General features: G+C 69.5%; 27 protein-coding genes. 13 read left to right on the plus strand and 14 right to left on the minus strand.

The features are described 5' to 3' along the window. Nucleotides 1-26: 26 nt before the first annotated feature. The 5 genes from ADJ73_RS03920 to ADJ73_RS03935 all read left to right on the plus strand — a co-directional run bounded on the left by ADJ73_RS03920 (nucleotide 27) and on the right by ADJ73_RS03935 (nucleotide 2183). Complete coding sequence (locus tag ADJ73_RS03920) at nucleotides 27-434, plus strand: SRPBCC family protein (protein WP_050347186.1); 408 nt, start codon at nucleotides 27-29, stop codon at nucleotides 432-434. 142 nt (nucleotides 435-576) lie between these two features. Further along, nucleotides 577-750 carry a hypothetical protein gene (locus ADJ73_RS16830; RefSeq protein ID WP_154592515.1) on the plus strand — a complete coding sequence of 58 codons (174 nt, stop codon included), beginning with the start codon at nucleotides 577-579 and terminating at the stop codon, nucleotides 748-750. A gap of 133 nt (nucleotides 751-883) precedes the next feature. Further along, nucleotides 884-1261, plus strand: coding sequence for a hypothetical protein (locus ADJ73_RS03925; RefSeq protein WP_050347187.1), 378 nt, complete (start codon nucleotides 884-886; stop codon nucleotides 1259-1261). 42 nt (nucleotides 1262-1303) lie between these two features. Then, nucleotides 1304-1591 carry a hypothetical protein gene (locus tag ADJ73_RS03930; protein WP_172669695.1) on the plus strand — a complete coding sequence of 96 codons (288 nt, stop codon included), beginning with the start codon at nucleotides 1304-1306 and terminating at the stop codon, nucleotides 1589-1591. A 187-nt stretch (nucleotides 1592-1778) separates the two neighbouring features. After that, nucleotides 1779-2183 (plus strand): SRPBCC family protein, encoded by a 405-nt coding sequence (locus ADJ73_RS03935; protein WP_050347189.1) that lies wholly within the window; start codon nucleotides 1779-1781, stop codon nucleotides 2181-2183. Nucleotides 2184-2241: 58 nt separating this feature from the next. On the opposite strand, the gene ADJ73_RS03940 is transcribed toward ADJ73_RS03935, so the two are convergent. Next, nucleotides 2242-3303, minus strand: a complete 1062-nt coding sequence (locus tag ADJ73_RS03940) for an NAD(P)H-binding protein (protein ID WP_050347190.1) — start codon at nucleotides 3301-3303, stop codon at nucleotides 2242-2244. A 347-nt stretch (nucleotides 3304-3650) separates the two neighbouring features. On the opposite strand from ADJ73_RS03940, the gene ADJ73_RS03945 reads away from it, so the two are divergent. From ADJ73_RS03945 to ADJ73_RS03970, 6 genes are read left to right on the plus strand one after another with little or no spacing between them, the layout of a single operon-like run. After that, nucleotides 3651-4442, plus strand: coding sequence for a DUF5914 domain-containing protein (locus ADJ73_RS03945; RefSeq protein ID WP_253272660.1), 792 nt, complete (start codon nucleotides 3651-3653; stop codon nucleotides 4440-4442). Nucleotides 4443-4490: 48 nt separating this feature from the next. Further along, the gene (locus ADJ73_RS03950) at nucleotides 4491-4859 is read left to right on the plus strand and encodes a lycopene cyclase domain-containing protein (protein ID WP_050347192.1); all 369 of its coding nucleotides are present in this window, start codon (nucleotides 4491-4493) and stop codon (nucleotides 4857-4859) included. After that, nucleotides 4852-5154 (plus strand): lycopene cyclase domain-containing protein, encoded by a 303-nt coding sequence (locus tag ADJ73_RS03955; RefSeq protein WP_050347193.1) that lies wholly within the window; start codon nucleotides 4852-4854, stop codon nucleotides 5152-5154. Before ADJ73_RS03950 ends, ADJ73_RS03955 begins: the two co-directional genes overlap by 8 nt. Then, a complete protein-coding gene (locus ADJ73_RS03960; RefSeq protein WP_082177112.1) occupies nucleotides 5151-6785 on the plus strand; it encodes an NAD(P)/FAD-dependent oxidoreductase in 1635 nt (544 codons plus the stop codon). Before ADJ73_RS03955 ends, ADJ73_RS03960 begins: the two co-directional genes overlap by 4 nt. After that, entirely contained in the window at nucleotides 6772-8028 is a 1257-nt protein-coding gene (locus tag ADJ73_RS03965) for an NAD(P)/FAD-dependent oxidoreductase (RefSeq protein WP_082176721.1), read from the plus strand. Before ADJ73_RS03960 ends, ADJ73_RS03965 begins: the two co-directional genes overlap by 14 nt. Then, nucleotides 8029-9492: an ArnT family glycosyltransferase gene (locus tag ADJ73_RS03970; protein WP_050347194.1), complete on the plus strand. Its 1464-nt coding sequence runs from the start codon at nucleotides 8029-8031 to the stop codon at nucleotides 9490-9492. A 42-nt stretch (nucleotides 9493-9534) separates the two neighbouring features. Here the strand turns inward: ADJ73_RS03970 and ADJ73_RS03975 are convergent, their stop codons facing one another. The 5 genes from ADJ73_RS03975 to ADJ73_RS03995 all read right to left on the minus strand — a co-directional run bounded on the left by ADJ73_RS03975 (nucleotide 9535) and on the right by ADJ73_RS03995 (nucleotide 15015). Next, a complete protein-coding gene (locus tag ADJ73_RS03975) occupies nucleotides 9535-10248 on the minus strand; it encodes a hypothetical protein (protein ID WP_050347195.1) in 714 nt (237 codons plus the stop codon). After that, nucleotides 10241-11509 (minus strand): glycosyltransferase, encoded by a 1269-nt coding sequence (locus tag ADJ73_RS03980; RefSeq protein WP_172669696.1) that lies wholly within the window; start codon nucleotides 11507-11509, stop codon nucleotides 10241-10243. The genes ADJ73_RS03975 and ADJ73_RS03980 overlap by 8 nt, the downstream gene beginning before the upstream one ends. A gap of 79 nt (nucleotides 11510-11588) precedes the next feature. Beyond that, nucleotides 11589-12035, minus strand: coding sequence for a CoxG family protein (locus tag ADJ73_RS03985; RefSeq protein WP_050347197.1), 447 nt, complete (start codon nucleotides 12033-12035; stop codon nucleotides 11589-11591). A 237-nt stretch (nucleotides 12036-12272) separates the two neighbouring features. Beyond that, nucleotides 12273-13451 (minus strand): FAD-dependent oxidoreductase, encoded by a 1179-nt coding sequence (locus ADJ73_RS03990; RefSeq protein ID WP_050347198.1) that lies wholly within the window; start codon nucleotides 13449-13451, stop codon nucleotides 12273-12275. A gap of 85 nt (nucleotides 13452-13536) precedes the next feature. After that, entirely contained in the window at nucleotides 13537-15015 is a 1479-nt protein-coding gene (locus tag ADJ73_RS03995) for a cryptochrome/photolyase family protein (RefSeq protein ID WP_050347199.1), read from the minus strand. A gap of 163 nt (nucleotides 15016-15178) precedes the next feature. Here ADJ73_RS03995 and ADJ73_RS04000 point away from each other — a divergent pair, with 163 nt between their 5' ends. Then, entirely contained in the window at nucleotides 15179-16426 is a 1248-nt protein-coding gene (locus ADJ73_RS04000) for an ATP-binding protein (RefSeq protein ID WP_050347200.1), read from the plus strand. 12 nt (nucleotides 16427-16438) lie between these two features. Here ADJ73_RS04000 and ADJ73_RS04005 read toward each other — a convergent pair whose 3' ends face one another. From ADJ73_RS04005 to ADJ73_RS04035, 7 genes are all read right to left on the minus strand, one after another. Further along, nucleotides 16439-17938 carry a type I restriction-modification system subunit M gene (locus tag ADJ73_RS04005; RefSeq protein WP_050347201.1) on the minus strand — a complete coding sequence of 500 codons (1500 nt, stop codon included), beginning with the start codon at nucleotides 17936-17938 and terminating at the stop codon, nucleotides 16439-16441. Then, complete coding sequence (locus ADJ73_RS04010; RefSeq protein ID WP_050347202.1) at nucleotides 17919-18314, minus strand: hypothetical protein; 396 nt, start codon at nucleotides 18312-18314, stop codon at nucleotides 17919-17921. Before ADJ73_RS04010 ends, ADJ73_RS04005 begins: the two co-directional genes overlap by 20 nt. Further along, nucleotides 18298-18963 carry a hypothetical protein gene (locus ADJ73_RS04015; protein WP_172669697.1) on the minus strand — a complete coding sequence of 222 codons (666 nt, stop codon included), beginning with the start codon at nucleotides 18961-18963 and terminating at the stop codon, nucleotides 18298-18300. The genes ADJ73_RS04010 and ADJ73_RS04015 overlap by 17 nt, the downstream gene beginning before the upstream one ends. Then, nucleotides 18950-19849, minus strand: a complete 900-nt coding sequence (locus ADJ73_RS04020) for a GIY-YIG nuclease family protein (RefSeq protein WP_050347204.1) — start codon at nucleotides 19847-19849, stop codon at nucleotides 18950-18952. The genes ADJ73_RS04015 and ADJ73_RS04020 overlap by 14 nt, the downstream gene beginning before the upstream one ends. Continuing rightward, entirely contained in the window at nucleotides 19846-20826 is a 981-nt protein-coding gene (locus ADJ73_RS04025) for a restriction endonuclease subunit S (protein WP_050347205.1), read from the minus strand. The genes ADJ73_RS04020 and ADJ73_RS04025 overlap by 4 nt, the downstream gene beginning before the upstream one ends. Nucleotides 20827-21131: 305 nt before the next feature. Next, complete coding sequence (locus ADJ73_RS04030; protein ID WP_253272662.1) at nucleotides 21132-23843, minus strand: type I restriction endonuclease subunit R; 2712 nt, start codon at nucleotides 23841-23843, stop codon at nucleotides 21132-21134. Nucleotides 23844-23942: 99 nt separating this feature from the next. After that, nucleotides 23943-24167 (minus strand): hypothetical protein, encoded by a 225-nt coding sequence (locus ADJ73_RS04035; RefSeq protein ID WP_050347207.1) that lies wholly within the window; start codon nucleotides 24165-24167, stop codon nucleotides 23943-23945. Nucleotides 24168-24377: 210 nt separating this feature from the next. On the opposite strand from ADJ73_RS04035, the gene ADJ73_RS04040 reads away from it, so the two are divergent. Beyond that, the gene (locus ADJ73_RS04040) at nucleotides 24378-24662 is read left to right on the plus strand and encodes a hypothetical protein (protein ID WP_156188103.1); all 285 of its coding nucleotides are present in this window, start codon (nucleotides 24378-24380) and stop codon (nucleotides 24660-24662) included. Nucleotides 24663-24791: 129 nt separating this feature from the next. Here ADJ73_RS04040 and ADJ73_RS04045 read toward each other — a convergent pair whose 3' ends face one another. Continuing rightward, the gene (locus ADJ73_RS04045) at nucleotides 24792-26012 is read right to left on the minus strand and encodes an ATP-binding protein (protein WP_050347209.1); all 1221 of its coding nucleotides are present in this window, start codon (nucleotides 26010-26012) and stop codon (nucleotides 24792-24794) included. Nucleotides 26013-26035 lie beyond the last annotated feature (23 nt).

The following is a 26035-nucleotide window of genomic DNA, read 5'->3' on the forward strand; positions in this document are numbered from 1 at the left end:
GCCACCCCTCGAGAGGCTGGATGCGTATGGCGGCAACGATCTGGGCCACACGGCGGTCCTGCCGTGCCACCGGGGCCGCGGCGCCGGAGGTGGTGTGGGAGAGGTATTCCACGCCGACGCGGTGGACGCAGTGGGCGCCCCACCTCACGGGGGTGCAGGCCTCGACGCCCGTCATCAGGGCGGGCACGACCGGGACGGTCACTGCGCTGCACGTGGTGCGAGCTCGGTTCGTCGTCGCCGAGGTCGACGAGGCCGCCCGCTCGTGGTCGTGGACGGTGCGCACGGGCCCGGTCCGGCTACATCTCGAGCACACCGTGACCGGCGCGCGCGACGGCGGCACCTCGACCGGGCTGAGCGTGGAGGGGCCCGGGCTCGTCGTGGCGGCATACCTGCCGATCGCGGCGCGAGCGCTGCAGCGTCTGGTCACGCCCTGACCGGTGCCCCCGACTTCGGCTCAGCCGCTCGCCGGCCCTGCACGGCGCGGGTCGACGTGGTTACAGTGACGCACCACCCACCCCCGGTGGGCGCGCAGGCCCTCGCGCCGGGCGCGCCTCGCCCGAGGAAAGGACGTATGACGTGACGGCACAGTCCGACGAGGGTCACACCGGCCTCGACCGCGACAGCAACGAGCGGTCCGACGTCAACCGTGAGAACCAAGAGCAGGAGCAGGGGCAGGAGCAGGAGGGCCCGCAGGGCAACGCTGCCGAGGAGCGCATGCGCGAGCTGACCGACGCGGCCAAGGAGGACTAGCCTCGCGGGCTCGCGCTCCGCCGGCCCCGGTCAAGGCGCTGGCACGTCTTTCCACTGTCGAAATAGTGCGTAGAGTGGGCTGCAGATGACTCCCTGACGGGCCATCGACCACCACGCACCGGACGGAGTTCGCATGCCCACGATCGAGACCGGACACGAGCACGAGGGCCGCGGCGCAGTGCTGACGCTGAGCACGCCGCTGCTGGCCGAGCTGGACGAGTCGCGCGTGCGGCACCTGGTCGCCGCGCTGGTCGAGCTGTCGGGCCGCGGCGGCCGCGAGGGCGACGTGGCGGACCTGCTCGCCGAGCGTCTGCAGTCGCTGGGCATCGAGCAGCCACGCCCGGTGGTCGAGAGCATGGCCGAGAACCTCCGCAACGGAGACCGACTCACGGTCGTGACCGACGAGGGCCAGGTCCTCCACGGCGACCCGTCCTGGTCGCCCGCCACCCATGACCCCGACGTCCAGGCGACCGAGGACCCCCTGGACGAGGACCGGCCGCTCTACAGCTGACGAGCCCGCACGGGTGCAGCGCCGCGGGCCGATGCCCCAAAGTTGCACGATCCCCTGATCAAACTGTGGGTGCTGAACAAGTTTGCCCTGACGATCCTGGTCATCACTGGCTCGACGTTCGGTGTGGGCTTCTGGGTCGAGGACACCATCGCCCTCCTCGAGACAGGGCAGGGCGCGGCCCACGCGGTCGCTCTCTTCGCCTTGAGTGGCGCAAACTTGGCGAGCTTCGTGCTCATGGTGTGGCTCTCGGTCGTCAAACCGCGCGGTCTCACGCCGTGGGGGAGACCCCAGCGGTCTGGCGGTGCCGACGTGGCCAACCACATCCGTTGATGCGACGAGGTGGTCCAGGACGGCGCGGCGCAGAAGCGGGATGTGATAGCTGGGGTGGCGGTCCCTGGCCAGGGCGGCAAGGATGAGACGCAGGCGCCGGCGCGGCGCTGACGGGGCCGAAGGGCCCTGCCGACTCGGGGCCGAGGGGCAGGTACTGACCGGCCTCCGACTTCTAGGAGTGCATGTCATGTCGCAGTACGAGCGCAGGGTCCAGATCCCTCGCCCCGCTCAAGACGTCTTCGACTACGTGAAGGACGTCGAGAAGCTGCCGGAGCACTTCCCCCAGATCACGTCCGTGGAGAAGCTGGACGGCGACACGATCCGCACCACGGCCCACGTCGAGACCGCCGAGGAGGGGGAGAAGGACGTCCAGGGCACGGCGTGGTTCCGCGTGGGCTCGGATGGCATGACCGTGGAGAGGGGCTCCGAGGGCCCCAACAACTACCACGGCGAGCTGGACGTGGACGAGGACGACGCCAACGCCTCGACCCTGACGGTGCGCATCTGGACCGACAGGCAGTCCGACTCCATCGAGCAAGAGCTGCAGAAGGCGGTCGACGGGCTCTCCCAGACCATCCAGAAGGCCGTCTGACCAGGGAGTTCTGCTGCAAGCGCAACGATGTTCTGGCCCCGGCACACACCCGCCTGGCTCACCACCGCCAGGCGGACGGGTCCCGCCCGAGAGCGTCGTAGACCGCGTCCAGCGCTCTGCCGAGAAGTGGTTGGTCCTCACCACCGGCGGCCCAGGACGGGTCGTCCGGCATAGGGCCCATGGGGTCAGCGGAGGACGGGTCATGCTGGACGTGCGTGCGGGGGTCGGCCAGCGATCGACGGATGGCCTCATCCACCCCGACCAGGTGATACCCGGTGGGGAGGAGGTCGCGCCGGAAGTCCTCCTCGCGGCACACCATGTCGTGGTGCAAGCTCTCCACCAAGGCCTGCACGGTCGGGGTGGGCACGTCGGTCAAGGCGCCGACCAGGAGGCCCACCAGGTCCGCAGGGACCAGAGGCACCGGCACCTGTGGACGCGTCAAGCCCGCGACGCCGGCATACCGGTCGAGCAGCTCCGCGTAGTACATCCTGTCCGGGCCACCGATGTCATAGCTGCGGGTGCAGGTCTGCACGGTCAGGGCGCCCACGAGGGCTTCGACGGCGTCGACCACCGCGATGGGCTGGACCTCCGAGTTCATCCACGACGGGACGGTGTGGATCGGCAGCCGCTCACTGACCTGTCGGATGATCTCGAAGGACGTGGATCCACTGCCCATCACCACGGCCGCCCGCAACGTGACGGTCGTGGCGGGGGTGGAGCCAAGGATCTGCTCCACCTCGTGCCGCGACTCGAGGTGCTCACTCAGCTGCCCGACCTGCACGGGAGGCAGGATGCCGGACAGGTAGACGACTCGGCTGACGCTGTGAGACTGCACCGCCCGGGCGACGTTGTGCGCGGCGTGCCGGTCCTTCTCTGCGAAGTCCCCACCCCCTCCCATCCCGTGGACCAGGTAGTAGACGGCGTCGACACCATCGACCGCGCTGTCGACCTGGCCCTCGTCGGTGATGTCCATGACGACGGTCTCGACCCGATCGGCCCACCACGGAGACGGCTTGGCCAGGTTGCTCGTCGTAGTTCTCACCTCGTGGCCGGCATCCAGCAGACGCGGCACCAGCCTGCCCCCCACATATCCGGTAGCACCGGTAACCAGCACCCTCATCAGAACTCCTTCGACGATGGAACTACTATGGCCAAGACGCTACCCGCCCACCCTGCCGTCTTGGAGACAGGCAGGCTCGCGTGACCCCCACCAGGACCCGACCTCCGCTGCAGCAGCTGCTGCTTGGCCAGCCCATTGGAAGGCAAACGCGCTTGATGCCCACTGCCGCTTCCCGGCACATCCCAGTCCGACGCATCCCGCAACCATCACCCGACGCCGTCAGGTCCACCTGGCGGGAGGCGTCGCTGCCCCGCATCGAGCGAGCCCTTGCGGCGGCGCGATCGGAGGACGCGGGAGGGTGGTACGTCCTGGGTGCATCCCGAGACCTTCGGGCCGGGCGCTCCCTCGTGCGTCGCGTCGGCAACCGCGAGGTCGCGCTCTGGCGCGCCCACGACGGGTCGGTGCTCGCAGGTCCCGGCGCCTGCCCGCACATGGGTGCCCGTCTCGAGGGCTGCGACACCGACGGCACCGACGTCGTGTGCCGGTGGCACGGCCTGCGGCTGCCCTCCGAGTGGCCCGGCACCTGGGCACCCCTACCGGCGCATGATGACGGCGTCCTGCTGTGGGTGCAGGTGCCGACCTCGGGCGAGGAGCCGAGCTCAGCCCCTCGCACAGCCCCCCGGCCACCGGCAAGCGCGTCCTTCGACGCCGTCCATGTGCGCCTGGCCCGGTGCGAGGCGCAGGACATCATCGCCAACCGCCTGGACCCGTGGCACGGCGCCTGGTTCCACCCCTACGCCTTCAGTCACCTCACGGTCGACGAGGACGCGTCGACCGACCACTGCCTGGTCACCGACGTCACCTTCCGGCTGAGCCGCACCTGGGGGGTCCCCGTGCGGGCCGAGTTCACCTGCCCGGACTCGCGCACCGTCGTCATGACGATCACCGACGGCGAGGGCGAGGGCAGCGTGGTGGAGACCCACGCGACCCCGGTCGGCCACGACGCCAACGGTCTTCCCCTCACCGTCATGACGGAGGCCACGATCGCCTCCTCGCCCCGTCCCGGCTTCACCGCCGCGCAGCGGCTGTCTCCGGTGCTTCGGCCGTTGGTGCAACGCACGCAGGCGCGCCTCTGGGATGACGATCTGGCGTATGCCGAGCGCCGGTTCCTCGTGCGAACCGGGCGGGTGGCAACGTGAGCCGGTCAAGACGTCCCGGGCCGGCACGGCCTTGCGCCGGAGGCACCCATGTGGCCTGACTCCTGGGACCACTGGCAGTACCTCGCTCTCATGGGGGGATGCCTGCTCATCACCCTGCCGCTGGAGCTGGTGCTACGGGCCAGGGTGTACCAGCGGCCACGGCGTCTGCTGGTCGCTCTGGTCCCTGTGGTGGCGATCTTCTCGGCCTGGGACGTGCTCGGGATCTGGCGGGACCACTGGTCCTACTCGGCGCGCTACACCACCGGGGTTCACCTGCCGCTCGGGATGCCCATCGAGGAGCTGGTGTTCTTCGTGGTGATCCCGGTGTGCGGGCTGCTGACGTACGAGGCCGTCGGCACGGTCCTGCGCCTCGGCCGTGGCGCGACCGAGCAGGGGCAGGAGCGATCCCGTGCCTGAGTACACCGCGCTGGCCGTCCTCTCCGTGATCCTGGTCGTCCTCCTCGAGTGCCAGGTGCTCCGCACGGGCGTGTTCCGGACGAAGCAGTACTGGTGCGCGATGGCGATCGTGGCGTTTTTTCAGGCCCTGGTCGACGGGTGGCTCACCAAGCTGAGCGCACCGATCGTGATGTACGACCCGCAGCAACACCTGGGAGTGAGGTTTCCGTGGGACATTCCGGTGGAGGACTACCTGTTCGGATTCTCGATGGTGACCTTGGCCATCCTCCTGTGGGTGCGATCGGGGCGGACGTGAGCGGGGCCGAGAGGCCGGGAAGGGACCGTCGCGCGGTCCGCATCCCCGCGGTGGCACCGGACGCGGGACGAGCCCGACAGGCTCCCGCTGATCCGCACGTGGTCGTCGTCGGCGGAGGCATCGCCGGCCTGAATGCGGCGGTCTGCCTGGCAGAGCGCGGGGTGCGCGTCACCCTGCTCGAGCGCGACCGCCAGCTCGGCGGGCGCGTCGCCTCCTGGCCCGTCCAGGTCGCCGGTGACGACGACTCGTCCGCCATGAGCCGCGGCTTCCACGCCTTCTTCCGTCAGTACTACAACCTGCGCGCGCTGCTCCGCCGGATCGACCCCGACCTGTCGATCCTCCAACCGGTCCGGGACTACCCGCTGCTGCATGCGGACGGGACCAGGGACTCCTTCACCCGCATCCCCCGGCGTCCCCCGTGGAATGCCCTGGGGTTCGTGGCACTCAGCCCATCCTGCCGGCTCGCCGACCTACGGCGGGTGGACGTGGAGCGGGCGCTCGCGCTGCTCGACGTGGACTTCCCGAAGACCTTCGTCGAGCATGATGGCGTGAGCGCGCAGGACGTCCTGGACGCATTGCACTTCCCCGGCCCCATGCGGGCTCTCGCCCTCGAGGTCTTCGCGCGCAGCTTCTTCGCCGACCCCAGGGAGTTCTCCGGGGGCGAGCTCGTGGCGATGTTCCACACCTACTTCCTGGGATCGGCGGAAGGGCTGCTCTTCGACGTGGCCCGGGACGACTTCGACACCACCCTGTGGGCACCCCTGGGACGGTGGCTGCACGAGCGGGGGGTCCAGGTGCGGTGCGAGGCGCCCGTCCTGAGGCTGGACCGTGACGGGCCCGGCGACGACATACAGGTCGTCCTGGGCGATGGAGGCCGCATGTCCGCCGACGGGGTGGTGCTCGCGGTGACCCGGCCCTCCCTGCAGGCCATCGTCGACGAGAGCGGGTGGGTCGGCACCCCCGACTGGCGCGCCGCCGTCGCTCGCGGTCGGATGGCCCCTCGCTTCGTCGTGCAGCGGTTGTGGTTGGACCGCCCGGTCCGAGACGACACGCCTGCTTTCCTGGGGACGGCGGCTCTGGGGTTCCTGGACAACCTCTCGGCCATGCACCTGCTGGAAGTCGGCGCCGCGGCCTGGGCCCGGCGCACCGGTGGCAGTGTCATCGAGCTCCACGCGTATGCCGTGCCCGACGCGGTGACGGACGCCGAGGTCCTGGCCGACCTGCAGACCCAGCTGCACCGGCTGCACCCGGAGCTGGTCGAGGCGCGGGTGCTTCATGAGGAGGTGCTCGTCCAGCAGGACTGCCCACTCGCCGGCACGGACCCCTGGCTGGACCGCCCCGGGGTGCGCACCCCCGTGGACCAGCTCGTGCTGGCCGGGGACGGGATCCGGTGCGAGCTACCCGTGGCCCTCATGGAGCGTGCGGCCACCACCGGGGTGCAGGCGGCCAATGCCCTGCTCGAGCAGTGGGGTCGAGCCGGGCATGACGTCTGGAGCGTGCCGACCTCGGCCCGGTGGGGTCCCGGCGTCCACCTCGCTCGGCGCCTGGCCGGCCGGCTCGACCTGCTGCCCGGCTCGACCGTCCGACGCCGCCGCCCGACCCAAGGAGCACGTCACCATGACCACCCATGAGATCGACACCGATGTCATCGTCGTCGGCGCCGGGCTGGCCGGCCTGCGCTGCGCCACGGAGCTGCAGGCGCACGGACTGGACGTCCTCGTCCTCGAAGCCTCCGGCAGAGTCGGCGGTCGCATCCGGACCGACCAGGTCGACGGCTTCCTGTGCGACAGGGGATTCCAGGTCCTCAACCCCTCCTACCCTCGGATCCGGGCAGACACGGACCTGGACGCGCTGGGGCTGCAGCCCTTCGGGCGGGGGGCGGGGGTCATGCACGACCGAGGCCGTTCGCTGGTGGCGGACCCGATCCGGCACCCAGGCCGTCTCCTCGACACGATCACCTCCGGCTACCTCGACCCCGGAGAGCTGCTCGGTCTGGCTCGCTGGGTGATCCCGGCGCTCGGACGGGTCGAGCGACTCGCGGCAGCACCGGATGCCGGGTGGGGGATGACGCTGGACCAGGCCGGGGTGACCGGGCGGCTGCGCCGCGAGGTGCTGGACCGCTTCCTGGCGGGGGTCATCCTCGAGGGGGACGGGACGTCGTCGACGACGTACGTGCAGCTGCTGATCCGGGCCTTCGTGCTCGGCACCCCCGGGCTGCCGCGGCGCGGCATGGCCGCGCTACCAGGGCAGCTCGCGGACCGGCTCGGGGATCGGGTCAGTCTCCGCGAGCGAGTCAACCGCGCCCGCAAGCAGGGCGACCATGCCGTCGTCGAGACCCAGGCCAGGACGCTGCGCGCCCGCCGATCGGTCGTGGCCGTGTCACCGCAGGAGGTAGGGACGCTCACCCCCCTGCCGCGCGTCGCGACCAAGGGCCTGGTGACGTGGTGGTTCGCCGCAGACGCGCGGCCCACCGACCTCGACATGCTCATCCTGGACGCCCGGCGGGACGCGGGTGGGCTGGTCAACACCGCGGTGGTCAGCAACGCGGCACCGTCATACGCCCCTCGCGGTCGCCACCTGGTGCAGGCAACGGCCGTCATGGCGATGGGGGTGCCCACGGAGTCGGAGCTGCGCCGCCGTCTGAGCGAGATCTACGCGTGCGACGCCGACGCCTGGCAGCTGGTGGTCCGTCACGACGTGCCCGACGCTCTGCCCGTCCAGCCGCCACCCCTCACGCTCCGTCAGCCGGTCGACGTCGACGAGGTCACGATGGTCTGCGGCGACCACCGGGACACCGGGTCCATCCAGGGGGCTCTGGCCTCGGGCCTGCGCACGGCACGCCGCGTCCTCGCCCACCTCGGCGGCGACCTGTAGGTGGGCACCCCCTCGCCCGCCGGCATCGTGAGGGTCGCGGCTCCGGCCGCGCTGGCCATGGGGGCCGTCCTGCTGGCCACCTCCGGACGCTACGGGCTCCACGGCGACGAGCTGTACTTCCGGATGCTCCCGTGGGCCTGGTGGTACGACGACCAGCCGCCGATGACGGTGTGGCTGTCACGGTTGGCCGGCCTCGGCGGGGCCGCCTGGCTCCAACGGGTGCCGGCGATCCTGGCAGCGATGGCGGGGGTGCTCCTGGCCGCGGCGGGTCCGCGCCTGCTCGGGCATCCCGCCCGCGTGCAGCGCGTCGCCGCGTGGGCGCACGCGACCACCGTCTACCCCCTGCTGGTGGGGCACGTCTTCCTCACCGCAAGCATCGACCTGGTGGTGTGGCAGGCGGTCATCCTGCTGATGCTCCGAGGCATCCAGGGCAGGCCGTCAGCCTTGGCATGGGCGGGGGCGGTGGCCGGTCTGGGCTGCTGGAACAAGCTCCTGGTCATGGTCCTCGTCGCAGGCCTGGTCGTGGCCCTCGCGGCGTCGCACCCACGGCTGCTGTGCACCCGCGGGGCCCTGACCGGGTTGGTCGCTCTCGCGGTGCTGGCAGGTCCGCAGGTGGCGGCCCAGCTCTGGCACGGGCTTCCGATGTCCGCGGTCTCGGCTGACCTGATCGCGCGCCACGGCGCGTCCACGCGGTGGTTCGTCGTGCCTCTGGTCCTGGTCTTCATCGGCCCGCCATACGTCCGCGTGCTGTGGCGGGGGCTGTCCTGGGGGCCCAGGATGTCCGAGCGATGCCGGCGACCGGGTGCCCACGGCCTGGGCGTGCCGGTGCTCGCAGTGGCTGCTGCGCTGGTGACGGGGTTCACGGTGCTGTTCCCCGCCCAGCCGTACTACCCGGTCGCGGCGTTCCTGCCGGCGCTGTCGATCGGGTGGGGGGCTGCGGCGGAGGCGGACTGGGCGCTGTGGCGTCGCCGGTGGGTCGTGGTGGGCGCCAACGGGGTCGTGTCCCTCCTGGTCTGCCTACCCCTCGCCCCGACCTCGTCGACGGTCTTCCGGCTGGTGTCCGCCGTCAACCCCGTCCAGCGGGACCAGGCCGGCTGGGACGGGTATGTCCAGCAGATCAGCGCTGCCCGGGGACGCAGCCAGGCTACCGTCGTCACGGACTCCTATGCGCTGGCGGGGGCCGTCGCGTTCTACGGGCCGACGCGCGGCATCCCGGCCGACCGGGTCGCCTCCGGCCACAACGCGCTGTCGGGGTCGGGGCCGCCCTCGACGGAGTCGGTCCTGCTCGTCGGGGAGCGCTCCGCAGGGCTGCGCCACCTTTTCGCGCGCTGCGTCGACGTCGGCACCCTGGCCCGCGGAGAGAGCGATCCGTTCGGTGTGGCCGGCGCGCCCCTGGTGCGGTGCGACTCCCCGTCCGGGGGGTGGGCCCGGGTGTGGCCGGCGTTCCGCTTCCATGGGGCATGACTCCAGGGCGCCCATCCCGTGCTGACGATCGGCTGCGCGAGGTCAGTCGGGGGCGGCTCGCTCCCGCCACGGGAGCTGCCACCCCTGGCGTGGGCGCCAGGACAGGAACCTCCAGGCTTCGAGGAGCAGGGCGGTGACGATCGCCACCACTGACACGGCTTCGGCGACCCCCCGGGGGATCACGGCACGCGAGTCCCCGAGGAGGTGGTCCAGGCAGGCCACCAGCGCCACCGCGCCCAGGCTGCGCCGCACGTGCAGGACCCGGCGTCGTCGTGCGCGGCGCGCCACACCCCCGGGCGGCAGGGGGGCGGAGGCCGCCTCCGCCGAGATGAGCACACCTGCCGCGGTCATCGGCAGCGTGAGCACCGCGCCCACCATGTGCACCCCATGGCTGACGTCCGAGGGGACGAGTCCCAGCAGCAGCAGGCCCGCCCCCAGCGAGGTGGTGGCGAAGGTCAACGGGCGCCCCCACACGCGCCGCACGCACCAGGAGGCTGTGGCGACAGCGATGCCAGCGACGACGAGACCAAGGTTGAACGACGCCGCGTGCTGCGAGCACATGCGGTAGCCGTTGCGCACGACGCAGGCGTGCGACCCCAGGTCGCTGATCATGCTGTGGTGCCAGGAGAAGGCGGGCGACGCCGTCAGCAGACCCATCACCCACACGACGGTGAACGTCGCAGTGCCGACCACGATCAGCCAGGCTCCCAGCCTGGCCGTCCCCTGCGGTGCCTCGTCCTGGTCGGGGTCAGGCACGGCCCACCACGTCCTCGAGCCAGCGCACGGCCGCGCCGACGCCGTCCTCCTCGCGGACCCGGTCGCCCAACGCGCGGGCCCGAGCGACCGTGCGTGGGCTCAGCGCCCGCGCAACGAGCCGGGACAGCATCGGGACGGCGACGGCGGGCGCGCGCAGGGCCGCAGACGGCAGGCCGACCGGAGCGACCCCCAGGGCGTGGAGCCGGTGCGCCCAGTAGAACTGGTCCGCCATGTGCGGGACCACCACGGACGGTATGCCCGCTCGACAGACCGCACCGGTGGTCCCTGCCCCGCCGTGGTGAACGGCGAGCGCCATACGTGGCAGCAGGGCGTCATGAGGCTCGGGACCGATCAGCCGCACCGGCGAGCCGGGCGGGGCTGGAGCGGACGGGACCGCCGCGGTTGAGCCCAGCTGCACCACGGCCCTGAGACCGTGCGCCCGACAGATCCCCTCGACCAGGGGCAGCAGCCTGCCCGGCTGCAGCGACGGCATAGAGCCGAACCCCACGAACAACCACGGCGGGCCCGGGTCGTCGAGCAGCTGGCGGGTCTGCGCCGACAGCCCTCCGGCGCGCGGGGTCCACCACCCCGTCACCGTGGCCCTGGCCGCAGGGCCGGCCTGCCCATGCGCCGGCGCGCACACCTCGGCCGGGACCAGGGCCGGGGAGTATGCGTAGAGGGACCCCAGGTCGGTGGTCAGGAATCCCTCGGACCGGGTGGGCATCACGCGCATCCGCCTGCCAGACCGGCGGCGTTCGAACCCCGCGAGCAGCGGCTCGCCACGACGCTGGACCGACCTGGCGGACCGCCGCACCGCCCCCGGCAGCAGCCACGAGTAGGGCAGCAGCGGCATCGGGCCGTCGAGGCTGCTGGGCTCGGGCCAAAGGTGGGCCCGGACCACGGGCACCTGGTGGTCTCGCGCAGCCGCGACCGCCGTCATCGCGAAGGTCGAGGCGACCACCACGTCGGCGCCGTCGAGGGAGTCGGCCGTCGGTCCCCCGGCCGAGAGGAGGTAGTCAGCGAAGAGGGCCCGGGCGCGGTAGAGGCCACGAAGGTCGCCCCGGCGCAGGGAACGCGCCGCCGGCCCCGCCAGCAGGGTCGACGGGTCACTGTCGATGCCGACGAGCTCGACGCCTTGACCCCCTGCGGGCAGCAGCGACCGGTGGGTGACGAGGACCACCTCGTGGCCCGCGGCGAGCAGCCTCTCGGCCAGGGCCACGAACGGCACGACGTCGCCGTGGCTGCCGATCGCAACCAGCACCGCTCGCATGTCTCTCCGATCCCCCGGACACCAAAAGGTGCCGCGCCCCTGCTGGCAGCCTATCGAGCCGCGATGACGCTTAATGCTCCTCGACGCAGGCCAGCCGCCGCAGGAAGGACTGCACCAGCGGGGCTGCGATCCTCGCGCCCAGCGGCCCGGCCAGCGGGAGGGAGGTGCCGTTGACGCTCAGCTCGGTGTCCAGCACGGCACGGGTGGTCCCGGGGGCCACCTCCTGCAGCTGCAGACACATCCGTATGTCGGCCCGCCCCGGTCCCCAGCGCTGGCGACCGGAGGCGCAGATGACTGCCCGGTGCGCGGCCTCGTCCCGCTCCTCGTACCTGCCCGCGCCCGCGAACGTCAGCGTCAGCAGCCCCACCCTGACCGCCACCTCACCGGTGAAGCTCTCGTGCGTCGCCTCGGTGATGGTGCCCCCCGGGAAGGATGCGGCGACGACACGGCAGTCCGTCGCCCGGGCCCAGACGTCCGGCAGCTGGGCGTCCAGGACGGCCTCGTGGTGCAGGTGCACAGGTCTACCTCCGTGGTCGGCCCGGGTCGTGGTCCCGGCCTCCCCCATCATGACCCAGGTGGGCGCGCCCGGGCCGACGGATGTCAGGTGCGGCGCCGACCGGGGTCAGCGATGCGTCCGGAGGGGACGGCCCCACCCCTCATCGAGAGGCGCCAGATGGGGGTTATCCGGGCGATTTGACCCCCGTATGCCGCCTCTCAACGTCTCGCGCAGGGGGTCGTGGGGCCGAGGAGGTCGCTAGACCCTGCCGTCCAGCAGGGCGTGGAAGTAGATGATGGGCTCGACGTACCGGTCGAAGAACCACAGGTCGGCCCGGGGCCGCGTCAGGTCCGTCCACGAGACCGTGGGTTGGGGCTGCAGCTGACGGTCGAACTCGATGAGCATGAGCCTGTGTCTGTCGGTGGTGATGGGGATGACGGTGTAGCCGTCGTAGCGCCGCGGCTGTCGGCGGCGGCGGGCGAGCGAGATGTTGGCGGCAAGGACCTCCACCTGGCGGCGCAGCGCCCCTCCGGAGGGTCGGGTGCGAAGGTCAGCGACGTCGCCCAGGCTCCAGAGCGACGGATGGCGCCGGTGGGCCAGGGTCGAGGGGTCCACGTCCACCAGACCCGCGGGGTGGTCGCCCGCGAGCGGAGCAAGCCACCGGGGGGCCCGGTAGGCGGGAACGATGAAGGCGTGCTCGACGTCCTGGATCGTCGTGTCACCACCGTCGCCCGACAGGGTCACGGCGCAGCTGTCGTGCGAGACCGACGTGACCGTGCTGCGTCGATGCACCGTGACGCCGATGCGGTCGAGCTCCGCCTGCAGAGTGTCCTCGACGAAGGGGATGTCCAGCACGCCCGCGTAGGGCGTGACCAGATGCAGGTCGATGTCGCCGAGCAGGCCCTGCCTGCGCCAGTGAGCGGCGGCCAGGAAGAGCGGCTTCAAGGCCGTGCCGCCGCAGGGCGAGGGCTCCGGCGGGATGGAGAAGACGACCCGGCCCCGCCGCAGCCTGCGGACGGCATACCAGACATCCTCGGCGCGATCGGTCAGGTGGGCGCTCGACGACCAACCGGCCTCCATCGCCTCCGCGAGCCCGGCGGTGGCTGGCAGGTCGGGGTCGAGCCCGGTGGCGACGACGACGTCGTGGTAGCCGATCTGGTCGCCGGAGGCGAGGGTGACCGTCTTGGCGTGGGGATCGATCGCGGTCGCGGTGCCGCGGAGCCAGGTGACGGACCTCGGCACCACTGACGCTGTCGGTCTGGTGAGGGTGCTCATCCGGGCCTGGCCCCCGGCGACGTAGTTGAGGAGCGGCCGGTAACGGTGCAGCTCGCCTGGGGCGATGACCACGACGTCGCGGCACCCCAGGCGTGAGGCACGCGCCGCCAACGAGATGCCGGCGTTGCCGGCTCCGATGATGACCAGGTCGTGGCGTCTCACGTGGCCTCCGAGTATGGGACGGGACCGACCCTAGAGCCCGTTGCCCGCGCATGTCGAGGTCAGGAGGCGCACGCCGTGGTGGACGTCAGCCGAGCCAGGCCGCCGCGCGCTCCAGGTGAGCCGACTGTCGCGCCTCGTCGAAACCGTCCCACAGGGCCGGGATGCGGCGCGAGCGATGGTTGGCCTCGAACACCTCACGATGATCACGCACGAATGCCCAGTAGAGACCGTCCCAGTCCTTGCGCCAGTCCCCGGGCGGCAGGTCCGACATCGACGTGAGGTAGTTGCTGCCCGACACATAGGGCTTGGTCGTCATGGCCTCGCCGACGGCGAACTGGCTCATGGCATAGACGTTGGGCACCATCACCCAGTCGTAGGCGTCGACGAACATCTGCATGAACCACTCGTAGGCGTCCGCCGGGTCCGTGCGCAGCAGGCACATCGCGTTGCCGAGCACCATCAGCCGCTCGATGTGGTGGGCGTAGCCGGTGTCCAGGACCCGAGCGACCACCAGGTCCACCGGCAGGAGCCCCGTCCGTGCCGTCCACCAGCCCTCGTCCAGTGGCCTGGTGTGCCGAAGGGTGTTGGCGGTGCGGATCCGTGGACCGTAGAGGTGGTACGTCGCGCGTATGTACTCCCGCCACCCGATGATCTGCCGCACGAAGCCCTCGAGCGAGGCGAGCGGCACGTCCCGGTCGTCCGCGGCGGCCAGCACCGTGTCGAGCACCTCGGAGGGGGTGAGCAGACCGATGTTGAGCATCGGGGTCAGCAACCCGTGGTGCACGAAGGCGTGCCGGCTGGAGATGGCGTCCTCGTAGGGCCCGAACAGGTCGAGCCGCTCGACGACGAAGTCGCGCAGGTGCTGGCGGGCCTCGTCGTGGGACGTCGGCCAACCGAACGTGCGGGGGTCGCCCGGCGCGTCCGGGAACTCCTGCTCGACCCACGTGATCGCTTCCCGCACCTCCGGCGCGTGCTCGGTCACCAGGCGGACCGGCGGCGGGTGGTAGCCCCGGGGCAGCTTCTTGCGGTTGTCGGTGTCGAAGGACCAACGACCCCCGACCGGGGCGCTGCCGTCCACGAGGACGTCGAGGCGGCGCCGCTGCCAGGTGTAGAAGTGCTGCATCCGCGCGGGGTGCTCGGCGAACCAGTCGGTGAGCTCGCGCCGGGTGGTCAGGAAGCCGGGCGTCTCCAGCACGTCCTGCGGCTGCAGCCGGTACCCACCCGCGGCCAGGGCGTCGGTCAGGCCACGGGCGAGCCAGTCGTCGTGCACGTCATACACCTGCACCTGGGACGGGCGCCGATGGCGCACGAGGGCCGCCAGACGATCAGCGGTGGCCGCCTCCGCACGGGAGTCGATCATCTCCACCGTGTGGCCCCGCTCCGTCAGCCGTCGCGCAAAGCGTGCCATCGACGCCCGGTGGAGCACGAGCTTGTGAGCGTGGAAGGCGTACTGCCGCAGCAACAGATCGTCCTCCACCAGGACGAAGGAGGTCCCGCGGGGGGCATCCAGATGCGTCTCGAACAACTGGTGGGGAAGCACGAGGCGTAGCACCGGACCGGTCATGAAGCTCACCTTGTCACGCCGCCACGTCCAACAGCTCGGTATGCCGAGCTCAGCGCCCCCAAGCTGCGGGCACAGGCCGATCCGGCGCCGGATCCTGCACGAAGTAGACTGGGAGACCTGCAAAAGGTAGTCTAGGGCACCTGCAAAAGGTAGCGTAGCGCTCGTGCCCTACCTCTCTCGGACCGTTGACGCAGAGCTGGACGAGCTCCTGCCCGGGGTCGCCGCCATCGCCCTGGACGGGCCCAAGGGTGTCGGCAAGACGGGCACGGCGCTCCGCCGCGCCGACGCCAGCTGGCTGCTCGATGACCCTGCACAGCGGGAGGTCGTGGCCGCGGACTTCTCCATGAGCGCGGCGCCACGAGGCACGCTGCTGATCGACGAGTGGCAACAGCTGCCTCAGGTGTGGGACTCGGTGAGACGGCAGGTCGACGCGGGCGCCCCGCCCGGGCGCTTCCTCCTGACCGGGTCAGCGACCCCGGTGGACGCCGCGGGGACGCACAGCGGCGCAGGCCGGATCGTGTCCCTGCGGATGCGCCCCATGACGCTGCACGAACGCGCCCAGACGCAGCCGACCATCTTCCTCGCAGCGCTGCTGCGCGGGGAAGCCGAGATCGGTGGCACGTCCACCCTCGGTCTCACCGACTATGCGGACGCCATCACCCGCAGCGGACTGCCCGGCATCATGGGCACCCCACCACGGGTGCGCCGGACTCTCCTCGACTCTTATCTCCGAAGGATCGTGGACCGGGATCTCCCCGACGCGGGGGTCGAGGTCCGCCGTCCCGAGACGCTCCGCCGCTGGTTGACGGCGTATGCCGCGGCCTCGTCCACGACCACCGCCTACTCGCGCCTGCTCGACGCCACCACGGGTGGCGATGGCTCCCAGCCCGCCAAGACGACCACGATCGCCTACCGCGACCATCTGACGCGCCTCTGGCTGCTCGACCCCGTCCCGGGGTGGATCCCGGCCAACAACCCCATCCGGCGGCTGCAGCAGGCGCCGAAGCACCAGCTCGCCGACCCAGCCCTCGCGGCGCGCCTCCTCGGACTGAGCGCATCCGACCTGACCTCCACCACCGGCGTCCATATGGCGGGGCCCCTCTTCGAGTCGCTCGTCACCCTCGACGTCCGCGTCGCCGCTCAGGCCGCCGAGGCTCAGGTCCACCACCTCCGCACCAACGGCGGGGAGCACGAGATCGACCTCATCGTCGAAGGCCCCGCCGGCACGATCCTCGGCATCGAGGTCAAGCTCTCCCCCACGATCACCGACAGCGACGTCCGCCACCTGCACTGGCTACGGGGTCAGCTCCCCGACCGCGTCGTCGACCTGGCCGTCATCACGACGGGCGCCACGGCCTACCGCCGCCGGGACGGGGTCGCCGTCATCCCTCTCGCGCTCCTCGGACCGTGACCCCCAGCGCATTCAGGAGGCCGGCCGCCCCAGTTGCTCCTCCAACGCGGTCGCGACTGCTTCGAACTCCTCAAGCGCTGCAGTGAGGTCCTCGACGATCTCGCGCGCTAGGACGTCCGGTGACGGCAGGTTGTCGAGGTCCTCGAGGCTCTCGTCGCGCAGCCAGGTGATGTCGAGGTTGGCCTTGTCACGGCCAGTGATCTCGTCGTAGGTGAACGGCTTCCAGCGTTCGCTCTCCTCCCGCTCGCCCCCTCTTCCCGGCTTGTACGCCGTGACGAAGTCCTCGAGATCGGCTCGCCGGAGGGGGTTCTGCTTGAGGGTGAAGTGCTTATTCGTTCTGAGGTCGTAGACCCATAGACGTTCAGTCCAGGGTTGGCCGGGGCGTGCGACCTTCTTGTCGAAGAAGAGGACGTTGGCCTTGACGCCTTGGGCATAGAAGATCCCGGTCGGTAGGCGCAGCATGGTGTGCAGGTCGAAGTCGGTGAGCAGCTTCCGGCGGATGACTTCGCCAGCGCCGCCCTCGAAGAGCACGTTGTCCGGGAGGACCACGGCCGCACGGCCGTTGGTGTCGAGGATCGTCATGATGTGCTGGACGAAGTTGAGTTGCTTGTTGCTCGTTGTCGCGACGAAGTCCTGGCGCTCGATCTCGCGGTCCTCGCGGACCTCTCGCCCGTCGGCACCGATCATCGTCAGCGACGACTTCTTCCCGAACGGCGGGTTCGACAGCACGACGGTCCAGCGCTGACCCGGGTCCGCGATGAGCGAGTCCCGGACCTGGATGAGGGAGTCGCCGTCTGCGGAACCCATCCCGTGGAGCAGCAGGTTCATCGCTGCCAGCCGGGCGGTTCCATCGACGAGCTCGAAGCCGGTGACAAAGCTGTCTCGGAGCTTGTCCCGCTCGGTGGGTGTCATGGATTCGGCGCCCTGCGCGGCATACTCGCTCGCCACGAGGAGGAAGCCGCCGGTGCCGCACGCGGGGTCCACGACGGTGTCATCGACCGTTGGCTGGATGACGTCGACGATGGCCTGGATGAGAGCACGCGGAGTGAAGTACTGCCCCGCGCCGGAGCCTTTGTCGGAGGCGCCCTTGCTGAGCAGCTCCTCGTAGGCGTCGCCCTTGATGTCGGTGCCGGTGCCGCTCCAGTTCTCCTTGTCGATGAGGTCGACGACGAGGCGCTTGAGCTTTGCTGGGTCCTGTATGCGGTTCTGTGCCTTGCGGAAGATGGTGCCGATGACGCCGGGCTGCCGGGCGAGACCGTTGAGGATGCGGGTGTACTCGAACTCCAGCTGGTCTCCCTGCGCGTCGAGGAGCCGCTGCCACGAGTACTCCTCCGGCACGATCCGCTGCGGTCGGAGCTTCCGCGTGGCGCGCTCGTGCGCCATCTTGAGGAAGAGCAGGTAGGTCAGCTGTTCGGTGTACTCGATGACACCGACGCCGTCATCGCGCAGGACATCGCAGTACGACCACAACTTGTCGACGAGTCGTCGGGAGTCAGTGGCTGTAGTGGTCATGCGTCCTCTTTACCTGCTCGGCCCAGAACTCGAGCTTCTGGTCCAGTGTGGGCTTGGGGGTGAGTAGGCCGAGCGACGAGGCCAGTCGGAAGAAGCCAGGGCCTGCGTCGTTCTGGCCCAGGTAGACAACGATCGACGAGATCAGTGCGCCCACCTCGGCCAGCTTCTCGGTGGCGACCTCTCCGAGGATGGCTCCAAGCGCCGCCCGCTCGCTGTCTTGGTTGAAGTCGAAGCGTCGGTGGCCTGTCCGCTGGTGCAGGACGGTGTTTACCTCGGTGTACGTGGTCAATCGTGCCAATCGCGCCTGCTCGGCGAGGAACTGGCCTGTCGCCTCGACGAGCTCTTGCCACTCGGACTCCTCACGACCCCACTTCATTGGTCTCTCCAATCTGGATGATGAGCGCGCGGAATGTCTCCGCTGGACCGGAACCGAGGGTCGAGTAGTCGATCCACGTCAGCGGATATGAGCCACGCAGGTCGAGTGCCGCTTCTCTGCCGCGAGAGGTGCCGCCGGTGTTGGGTCCCGAAGCGCGTGGGCCCTCCAGCACGGCGCCTTCGCCGAGCCTGAATGCGTCGGCATTGGTGATCCGGCCGTGGGTACGCGGACGCCAGTAACTGGCGTCATTGGTCAGGACGACCACCAGCCCTGTCCACCCTTGCCGGTTGAGTGTGAAGCGTTCTACGCGGTGGATGTCCTTGACGACGTCGTAGCCGCGCAGGTCCGAGGCTCCGTGGTTCTTCAGTGCGAAAGACTCGCCGCGATCCATTCCCGCCCAGAGTCGGGTCATGTACTTCAACTCAACTGCCAGCCCACGGTCTCCCGCAGGCGTGATCAGCTCCAGATCGAGACGGACTGCTGGCTCGGGATGAGTCTCGAGCCGCACCGCCAGGTCTGGCCGTTGAAGCTTGGCCTCCCACGCGAACGCGAATTGGAAGTCAGCTTCGGAGTAGAAGACGGGTCGCTTGGCAGCCAAGCCTCGAAGCACGGCTCGCGCATCAACCAGAGGTTCCTCAGTCGATGCCACGGCTCTCCCAAGCACCGAAGGAGCCCTCGGCCGACACCCACTCGACGCGTCCGTTGCAGGAGCGACCGAGCGCTACGGCGCCTGCCGTGGACGGGGAGGAGAAGGCGATGTCCCGGGTCACGAGCCCGACGCCGCCTTCGGCGACGATCGAGCCGTCCGCCAGGAGGCTCTCGTGCCGGGCCCGATAGCCCGCGTAGGCGCGCTGGGTGCTCATCGCCTTGCCCACACCATGCCAGTGCGGAACCACGCGCGAGCCAGCCAGGAGTGTGAACTCACCATCGATTTGCTGGGCAGACGCCTGAACTCCGGCCTTGGCGTTGCTCAGCGTGAAGATCGGGGACTCGACGGGGTCAGAAGCGACCGGAGTGGGCGCCTTCCGCACTCGAATCGCATTGACCCCCAAGACCGGCAACATGATCTGCAACTGCCCGATGAAGTACTCCATGTCCGAGGCATCCGCCTCAGGGAGGTTCGGCGTCGGCGGAGCTGTCCCGTTCTCCAGTGAGACGCGGCCTGCCTTGGTCGCCAACTGGATCAAGCGGGACTCGAGGTACCGGCCGTGAGACTTGGTCAGGTTCGTGTCTTTCGACGTGATGACTACGACTCGGTCCCAGAACGCTTTGTCCTGACTGTTCGCGTGATACCTAAGGCGGGTCGCGATGACGTCAGCCTCTCCGATGTAGCAGAGGGTGTCCCCCAGCGCTGTCTCGTCATCGCCGAGCAGGAGGTACACCCCGGTGCGCTGCACTTCCTCGCGCTTCAGGAGATCCGCCAGATCGGAACGCCGGGCGGAGAGAACGTGCCCGGTCCAGTTGGTGATCTCAGCCGTCGTCAGCCCGCCCGGCGTCCCGTCGACAAGGAACAGTTTCACCTGCTTGCCAGTCACTGCTGCGCCAACTCCTCGATCACTTCGGCATCGGTATGCCGTCCCGTCAGCTTCCCCGCGAACGCCGCCGCGAGCACGGCACCCCGCAGCGCCTGACCTCGTCGGGTCGCTGCGTCCAACGAGGACTTGAGGCGATTGGACTCACTCCTTCTCTGTGCCAAGTGTCCGATGATCTCCCGTTGCCGCACCATGGAAGGCAGCGGCAGGACCGTGTCTCCCACGGCCGGTTGGTCGATCTTCGGCATGGAACCAGCGAGCCCTTTGGCGCGAGCCCGCATAGTGCGGTGGGCTCGTTCGGATTGCAGAGCGGCAACAAGGAACCTGCTGTCCATCAAGCCCTCGTCGGGCCGCAATCGGATCAAGAGATCCGGGAAGATCGCCCACTCACGAGGCCCGTCGTAGCGGGCGCTCGTGCCGACGAGTTCTGGCGTGTTGGATCGCTGCACAAACACGTCGCCTGGCTCCAGCCATAGCCCCGCGGCGACGGCGTGAGTCGTGGTCGTCCGCTTGGTGTTGCGCTCCGAGAAGTCACCTTGAGTAACGGCGGTGAGGGTGAGTGTCCGAACCGCGGACGGGTCCTCGGATGACCGGTCCGAGCGGCCATTCCGCATCGGTTCCCTAAGAATTTCAGCGACAGTTGTGAGCGGGAACGACTCGTCCCACACCAACGGTTGAAGGGTGGCCTTCATCCACGCAGCTTGCCGCGCGTGAGCGAGCGTCAAACTGCTGTGGGCGGCGTCAAGGCGGGAAATGTGTTCTTCGAGCACCTCGACGATCCGCCGCTGCTCAGCCACGCTAGGTACCGGAACAGGCAACTTCAGGAAGCGGTCTTGTGTCAGGTTCAGACCGCTATCGCTGATACCGGTCTTCATTAGATCTATTCGCCGTTGCGCCTCTGGGCTGAGAAGCCATTTCTCCAAGAACTCGGGCAGGAGCGCGTCCTGTGGTCGAAACCGATACATCTTGCCGGACATCATCAGCCGCGGACGCGTCCTCCGCACCAGAGTTGGTACGCCGCATCTGGATCGAGGACCTGCGCAAGTCATCAGGAGGTCACCTGCCTGAATCTCGATAGCAGGCCGAGGCTTCAGCGGCTGGGGCAGTTCCTTGTTCTGTGTGTCGTCGAACCACCCAGCCTGGATTGCTGTTGTCTTGACTACGGCCCAACGCTCGGGATCAGGAGACGGAGTGGGGAGGCAACGAGGACTCCAGCCCTGCTGCAGCAGTCTCTTGTTGGGCATCGGCAAGAGCACTTCGCCAAGTGGTCTGAAGGGGATAGGCATCACGCGGTGAGCTCCGCGTTGAGTTCGTCGAGATAGATCTCGGCGCGATCGCCGAGGTCGCGGAGTGCTCCGTCGACGCCGCCCTTCTCGGTGAAGGGTGCTCGGTCGAGGTCGTCGGCGGTGACGCCGGCGGAGGACGCGATGACGTCGACCATGCGGTCCAGCCACCACCTCTCCAAGGGCGAGAACTCGGTCCCCGACTGTTCCTGCTGAGCCAGCCACGCGGCATACCGCTCCTGAACTCGGGCGGCATACGGGACCAACTCGTTGTCAAGGCCGACGGTATAGCGCAGCAGTGACACCAGGTCGGTGAGGGTGTGCCGGTCGCTGTGGCGAACCCGGTCGACGTCGATGGCTTCGTAGGCGTGCCAGATGATGTCGGGGGTCCAGTTGTAGGGCGGTCGGGAGATCCGGTCGGCAAGCTCTTGGACGTCGGCGAAGGCGATGCGGCGTTCCTTGGCCTCGGTGACGAGCTGGATGGCGGTGATCTCGTCGCGATGCTCGAGCAGGTACTTCGCCCACGACTCGACGACAGACTTGGCGCGGCTGGTGTCGACGACACCGTAGGCGTCGAGGAGGGTGTCGACGCTGACCTCGTCAATGGTCCGGTCGTGGGTGGCGCGCAGCTCGAGGAGGCGGGTGCGTAGGTCGGGGTTGCCGGCGATCGGTTCGACGGCCCGCTCAAGAAGGTCCCGGCGAGCCTGTTCAGGGTCCTGGGCTCCGTCGAGGACTTTGGCCTGGACGTCAGGGTCGACAGCGTCGACGAGCCCGCGCACGATGTCACGCACCGAGCGGCCGGCGACGTCGTCGAGCTCCTTGCGCTCGGCATCGGTGAGCTTGAGCTCGAGCATGGCCAGCCGGGACGCGAGAGTGGCGGTCTCGTCCTCGGTCAACGTGAGGGTGGCAGCCTTGTCGAGGAGCTTCTTGAGCGTGATCGACTTGTCGCGGTTCAGTGGGGGGTCGACGAAGTCGTGCTCGGTGACCCCCACGGCGTCGACGATGACGAAGCGGGTCTTGGCTGAGGCGTCGGGGGTGACGGACTGGAAGTCGGCCGGGGCGATGGTGCGGGCCCCGCGGCCCTTCATCTGCTCGAAGTACTGCGCGGAGCGGACGTCGCGCATGAAGAAGACGCACTCCAGCGGTTTGACGTCGGTGCCGGTGGCGATCATGTCGACGGTGACCGCGATCCGCAGCGACGGTGAGGTGCGGAAGGCCTGGAGCTGGCTCTTCGGGTCGCGGGCGGCATACGTGATCTTGGCGGCAAAGTCGTTGCCCTTGCCGAAGACCTCACGGACGGTGGTGACGATCTCCTCGGCGTGGGCGTCGTCCTTGGCGAAGATCAGGGTCTTGGGGACGGTGGAGCGGCCGGGGAAGATCTCGGTGAAGAGCTTGTCGCGGAAGGTCTCCAGCACGAGGCGGATCTGCGACTTCGCCGTGACCGCCCGGTCGAGCTGCTTGTGCGTGTACTCGAAGTCCTCCTCGATCGCCTCAAGCCGCTGCTGTCGGGTGCGGCGGTCGACCTTAGGCACGATCGTGCCGGCCTCGATCGCGCCTCCCTGCTCACTCATCTGCGTGCGGATCCGGTAGAGGTCGAAGTCGACGTTGACGCGGTCGGCGACGGACTGCGGGTAGGTGTACTCGGAGACGAGGTTCTGCCGGAAGAACGCGAAGGTCTGCTTGCCCGGGGTCGCGGTGAGGCCGACGACGTGGGCGTCGAAGTACTCGAGGACGCCGCGCCACACGCCATAGATCGAGCGGTGGGCCTCGTCGACGATGACCAGGTCAAACGCTTCGGGCGGCATCTCGGGTGAGTACGTGACGGTGACCGGGGCATCGGGGACGAAGTCATCGAGGTTCGGGTCGTCACCCTCGGTGACCTCCTGGCCGCGCAAGGCCGAGTAGACCCGCTGGATGGTGGAGACGATGACGTGGGAGGAGCCGAGCATCCCGGCGCTGGTCAGCTTGTCTACGTTGTAGAGCTCGGTGAAGCGGCGTCCGTCGTCGGGGGTGCGGTAGTTCTGGAACTCGGCGATCGTCTGCTCGGCCAGGTTGTTGCGGTCGACGAGGAAGAGGATCCGCCGGAATCCGCCGAACTTCAGGAGGCGGTATGCCGCGGTGACGGCCGTGTACGTCTTACCGGCTCCGGTGGCCATCTGGACGAGGGACCGGTCGTGATGCTGCTTGGCCAGGCTCTGCTCGATGCCTTTGATCGCAGTGATCTGGGCCGGACGGAGTGGCGCCTCGTCGAGCGGCGGGAGATCCTGGACCTTGGCTCGCCACGTGGGCCTGGCGGGGTCGGCCTCGGCATCGCGGATCTGCTTGGCCAGGGTCGATGGGGTCGGGAAGTTGAAGATCCGGCGAGCCCTCGGATGAGGGTCATAGCCGTTGGTGAAGTGGGTCTCGGAGCCGCTGGCCTCGAAGACGAAGGGCAACCGGCCGTCGACGGTGATCGACTTCAGCTCGGCCTCCGCCGGCAAACCGTTGGCGTAGACCGCGGACTGCCACTCCACGCCCGACAGGGTCGTGCCCTCAGGCTTGGCCTCGATCACCCCGACGACCTTGCGATCGACGTAGAGCAGGTAGTCGACGCGACCGTGCCCGGCCTTCATGACGACCTCACGGCAGGCGACCCCCTGGTGGGCGATCAGGTTCAGCGACTTCTTGTCCTGCACCGACCACCCGGCATCAGCGAGCTGGCGGTCGATCAGCACGCGCGCACGCTGCTCCGCCGCCAGCTGGGGGTCGCCATTACCGGTATTCACTACTCGCAACCCTAAGGGTGGTGCAGCGTCCCCGTCCGGGAGAGCCACCTACTTGCGCCACAGCCCCTCGTCTGTGTCCCGCTCTCGGTCGAAAGCGTCGATGACCGTCCGGCCAGCCAGGTCCAGTTCGTTGTAGGCATGGAGGTAGAAGCGTTCGTCCATGTCCGAAGGCCGGACGTCGTCGAAGGCTCGGAGGAGAGAGCGCAGTTCATCGATGGCGGCCGCCAACTCGGGGATGACGTCACGCTCGCCCATGTCGTCGCCGCTTGTCATGTACCCAGCGTGCCGCACTCGCTGGCCTTGTCAGTGGCATCTGAGTGAATGGGGACATGGACGAGACCTGGGCCAGCAGAGACCTGCCCGTGCTCACGGCGATCGTGGAGGTGTTCGAGCGCACCGGGCGAGTCATGCGCCCGAACGAAATCGTGGAGCAATCGAGTGTGGACGCTGACCACGTCGAGGCCGCGCTGCGGGCTCTGGAAGGTGAAGACCCACCGTTCATCACCAAGCTGGAGCGACGAGCCTCCGGTGGGATCAGCCTCGTTGGCAAGCCCACTGGTCACGCAAGACGAGCGGTCGGCGCGTGGCCCACACCCCGAAAGCATCGCCGATCGCCTCGTCGCCGCCCTTGACGAGGCCGCGGAACGCGAGCCGGACCCAGAGCGGAAGGGCTGGTTGCGCAAGACCGCTGCATACCTCGGCAACGCAGGCCGGGATCTCGCGGTCGAGATCGGAGCGACCGCGATCAACCGCCAGATGGGGATGTGACCGGAGAAGCCGTCTCAAACTCCGCGGCTGGTGTCTCAAAGTCCGCCGCTGGAGCGGCGATCTGTCTCACGCCGTCTCGTACTCTCGGGTAAATCTCAAAATGGCTCGCCGTTGACAGGACAGTTGCAACTACTCGTCGCCGGCGTGGGCCCTCAGGTAGCGGCCGAAGTGGGGCACGGTGAACGCGATGCGCCCCCGCTCCCCCGAGTAGATCAACCCCTTCTTCATCAAGGCGTCCCGCGCCGGCGACAGGGACTGCGGCTTACGGCCGAGCAGCGACGCGACGGCCGACGTGGCCACGGACTCGGTCTCGTCCAACGGCCGCCCGGCCTCCGCCTCGGCCAGCGCCGCGTCCGCCATGGCCCGCAAATACTCCCGCTCGGCCGGCGTCGCCCGCTCGTACCGCGACCCGAAGAAGCCCACCGCCAGCTCCTCCTCCGCCGCCGGCGCCGCCACGCGCACGTCCTCGGCGGTGATCGGGGAGGCCGGGGCCGCGTCCCACGCCACTGCGCCATACGCCTGGATGAAGTAGGGGTACCCACCGGTCACGGCATACATCTCCGCCAACGCGTCCTCGGCGAAGGCCGCACCCTCCGACTCGGCCGGCGACTGCAGCGCCTGATCGGCCGCCCCGCGCGCCAGTCGGTCGATCCGGTTGTAGCGAAACAGCCTCTCGCTGTAGGACTTCGAGGCCGACAGCACGGCGGGCAGGTGGGGCAGCCCGGCACCGACCACGATCAGCGGCGACCCCTGCTGGGACAGCTCATGGCAGGCCGCACACAGCGCCGACACGTCTTCGGCGTGCAGGTCCTGCATCTCGTCGATGAAGACCGCGATCCCCCGCCCCACGTCCGCCGCGAGACCCGCACAGTCCGTGAAGAGCTCGACGAGATCGATCTCGATGTCGCCCGAATCGGCCCGCCCTGTAACGGCGGCCACGTCGATGCCCGGGTTCCACCGGTCGCGGATCTTGGCCTTGGGATCCACGTCCCGCTGCGCGAAGGCCTTGATCACGCCGAGGACCTGGTCGACGTCGTCGCCCTGCGGGTGCCCCAGCTCGCGCACGGCCGTGTGCAGGGCGGACGCGAGCGGTCGGCGCAGGCGCTGGTCGGGACGCGCCTCGAGCTTGCCCGTCCCCCAACGCGCCCGGACCGCGGCCGAGCGAAGCGCGTTGAGCAGCACGGTCTTTCCGACACCCCGCAGCCCGGTCAACACGATGGACCGCTCGGGCCGGCCGTGCGCCACCCGCTGCAGGACCACCTCGAAGGCGCTCAGCTGCTCGTCGCGCCCCGCCAGCTCGGGGGGCCGCTGGCCGGCACCGGGGGCATACGGGTTCTTGATCGGATCCACACTCGCACCTTATGCGGCCATCT

The organism is Arsenicicoccus sp. oral taxon 190 (genome assembly GCF_001189535.1).
GTDB lineage: Bacteria > Actinomycetota > Actinomycetes > Actinomycetales > Dermatophilaceae > Arsenicicoccus.

Coding starts and splice junctions, on each gene's coding strand:
- ADJ73_RS03920 (WP_050347186.1), top strand. CDS start 27: ATGGCGGCAACGATCTGGGCCACACGGCGGTCCTGCCGTGCCACCGGG.
- ADJ73_RS03925 (WP_050347187.1), top strand. CDS start 884: ATGCCCACGATCGAGACCGGACACGAGCACGAGGGCCGCGGCGCAGTG.
- ADJ73_RS03935 (WP_050347189.1), top strand. CDS start 1,779: ATGTCGCAGTACGAGCGCAGGGTCCAGATCCCTCGCCCCGCTCAAGAC.
- ADJ73_RS03940 (WP_050347190.1), bottom strand. CDS start 3,303: ATGAGGGTGCTGGTTACCGGTGCTACCGGATATGTGGGGGGCAGGCTG.
- ADJ73_RS03950 (WP_050347192.1), top strand. CDS start 4,491: ATGTGGCCTGACTCCTGGGACCACTGGCAGTACCTCGCTCTCATGGGG.
- ADJ73_RS03965 (WP_082176721.1), top strand. CDS start 6,772: ATGACCACCCATGAGATCGACACCGATGTCATCGTCGTCGGCGCCGGG.
- ADJ73_RS03995 (WP_050347199.1), bottom strand. CDS start 15,015: ATGACCGGTCCGGTGCTACGCCTCGTGCTTCCCCACCAGTTGTTCGAG.
- ADJ73_RS04005 (WP_050347201.1), bottom strand. CDS start 17,938: ATGACCACTACAGCCACTGACTCCCGACGACTCGTCGACAAGTTGTGG.
- ADJ73_RS04010 (WP_050347202.1), bottom strand. CDS start 18,314: ATGAAGTGGGGTCGTGAGGAGTCCGAGTGGCAAGAGCTCGTCGAGGCG.
- ADJ73_RS04025 (WP_050347205.1), bottom strand. CDS start 20,826: ATGATGTCCGGCAAGATGTATCGGTTTCGACCACAGGACGCGCTCCTG.
- ADJ73_RS04035 (WP_050347207.1), bottom strand. CDS start 24,167: ATGACAAGCGGCGACGACATGGGCGAGCGTGACGTCATCCCCGAGTTG.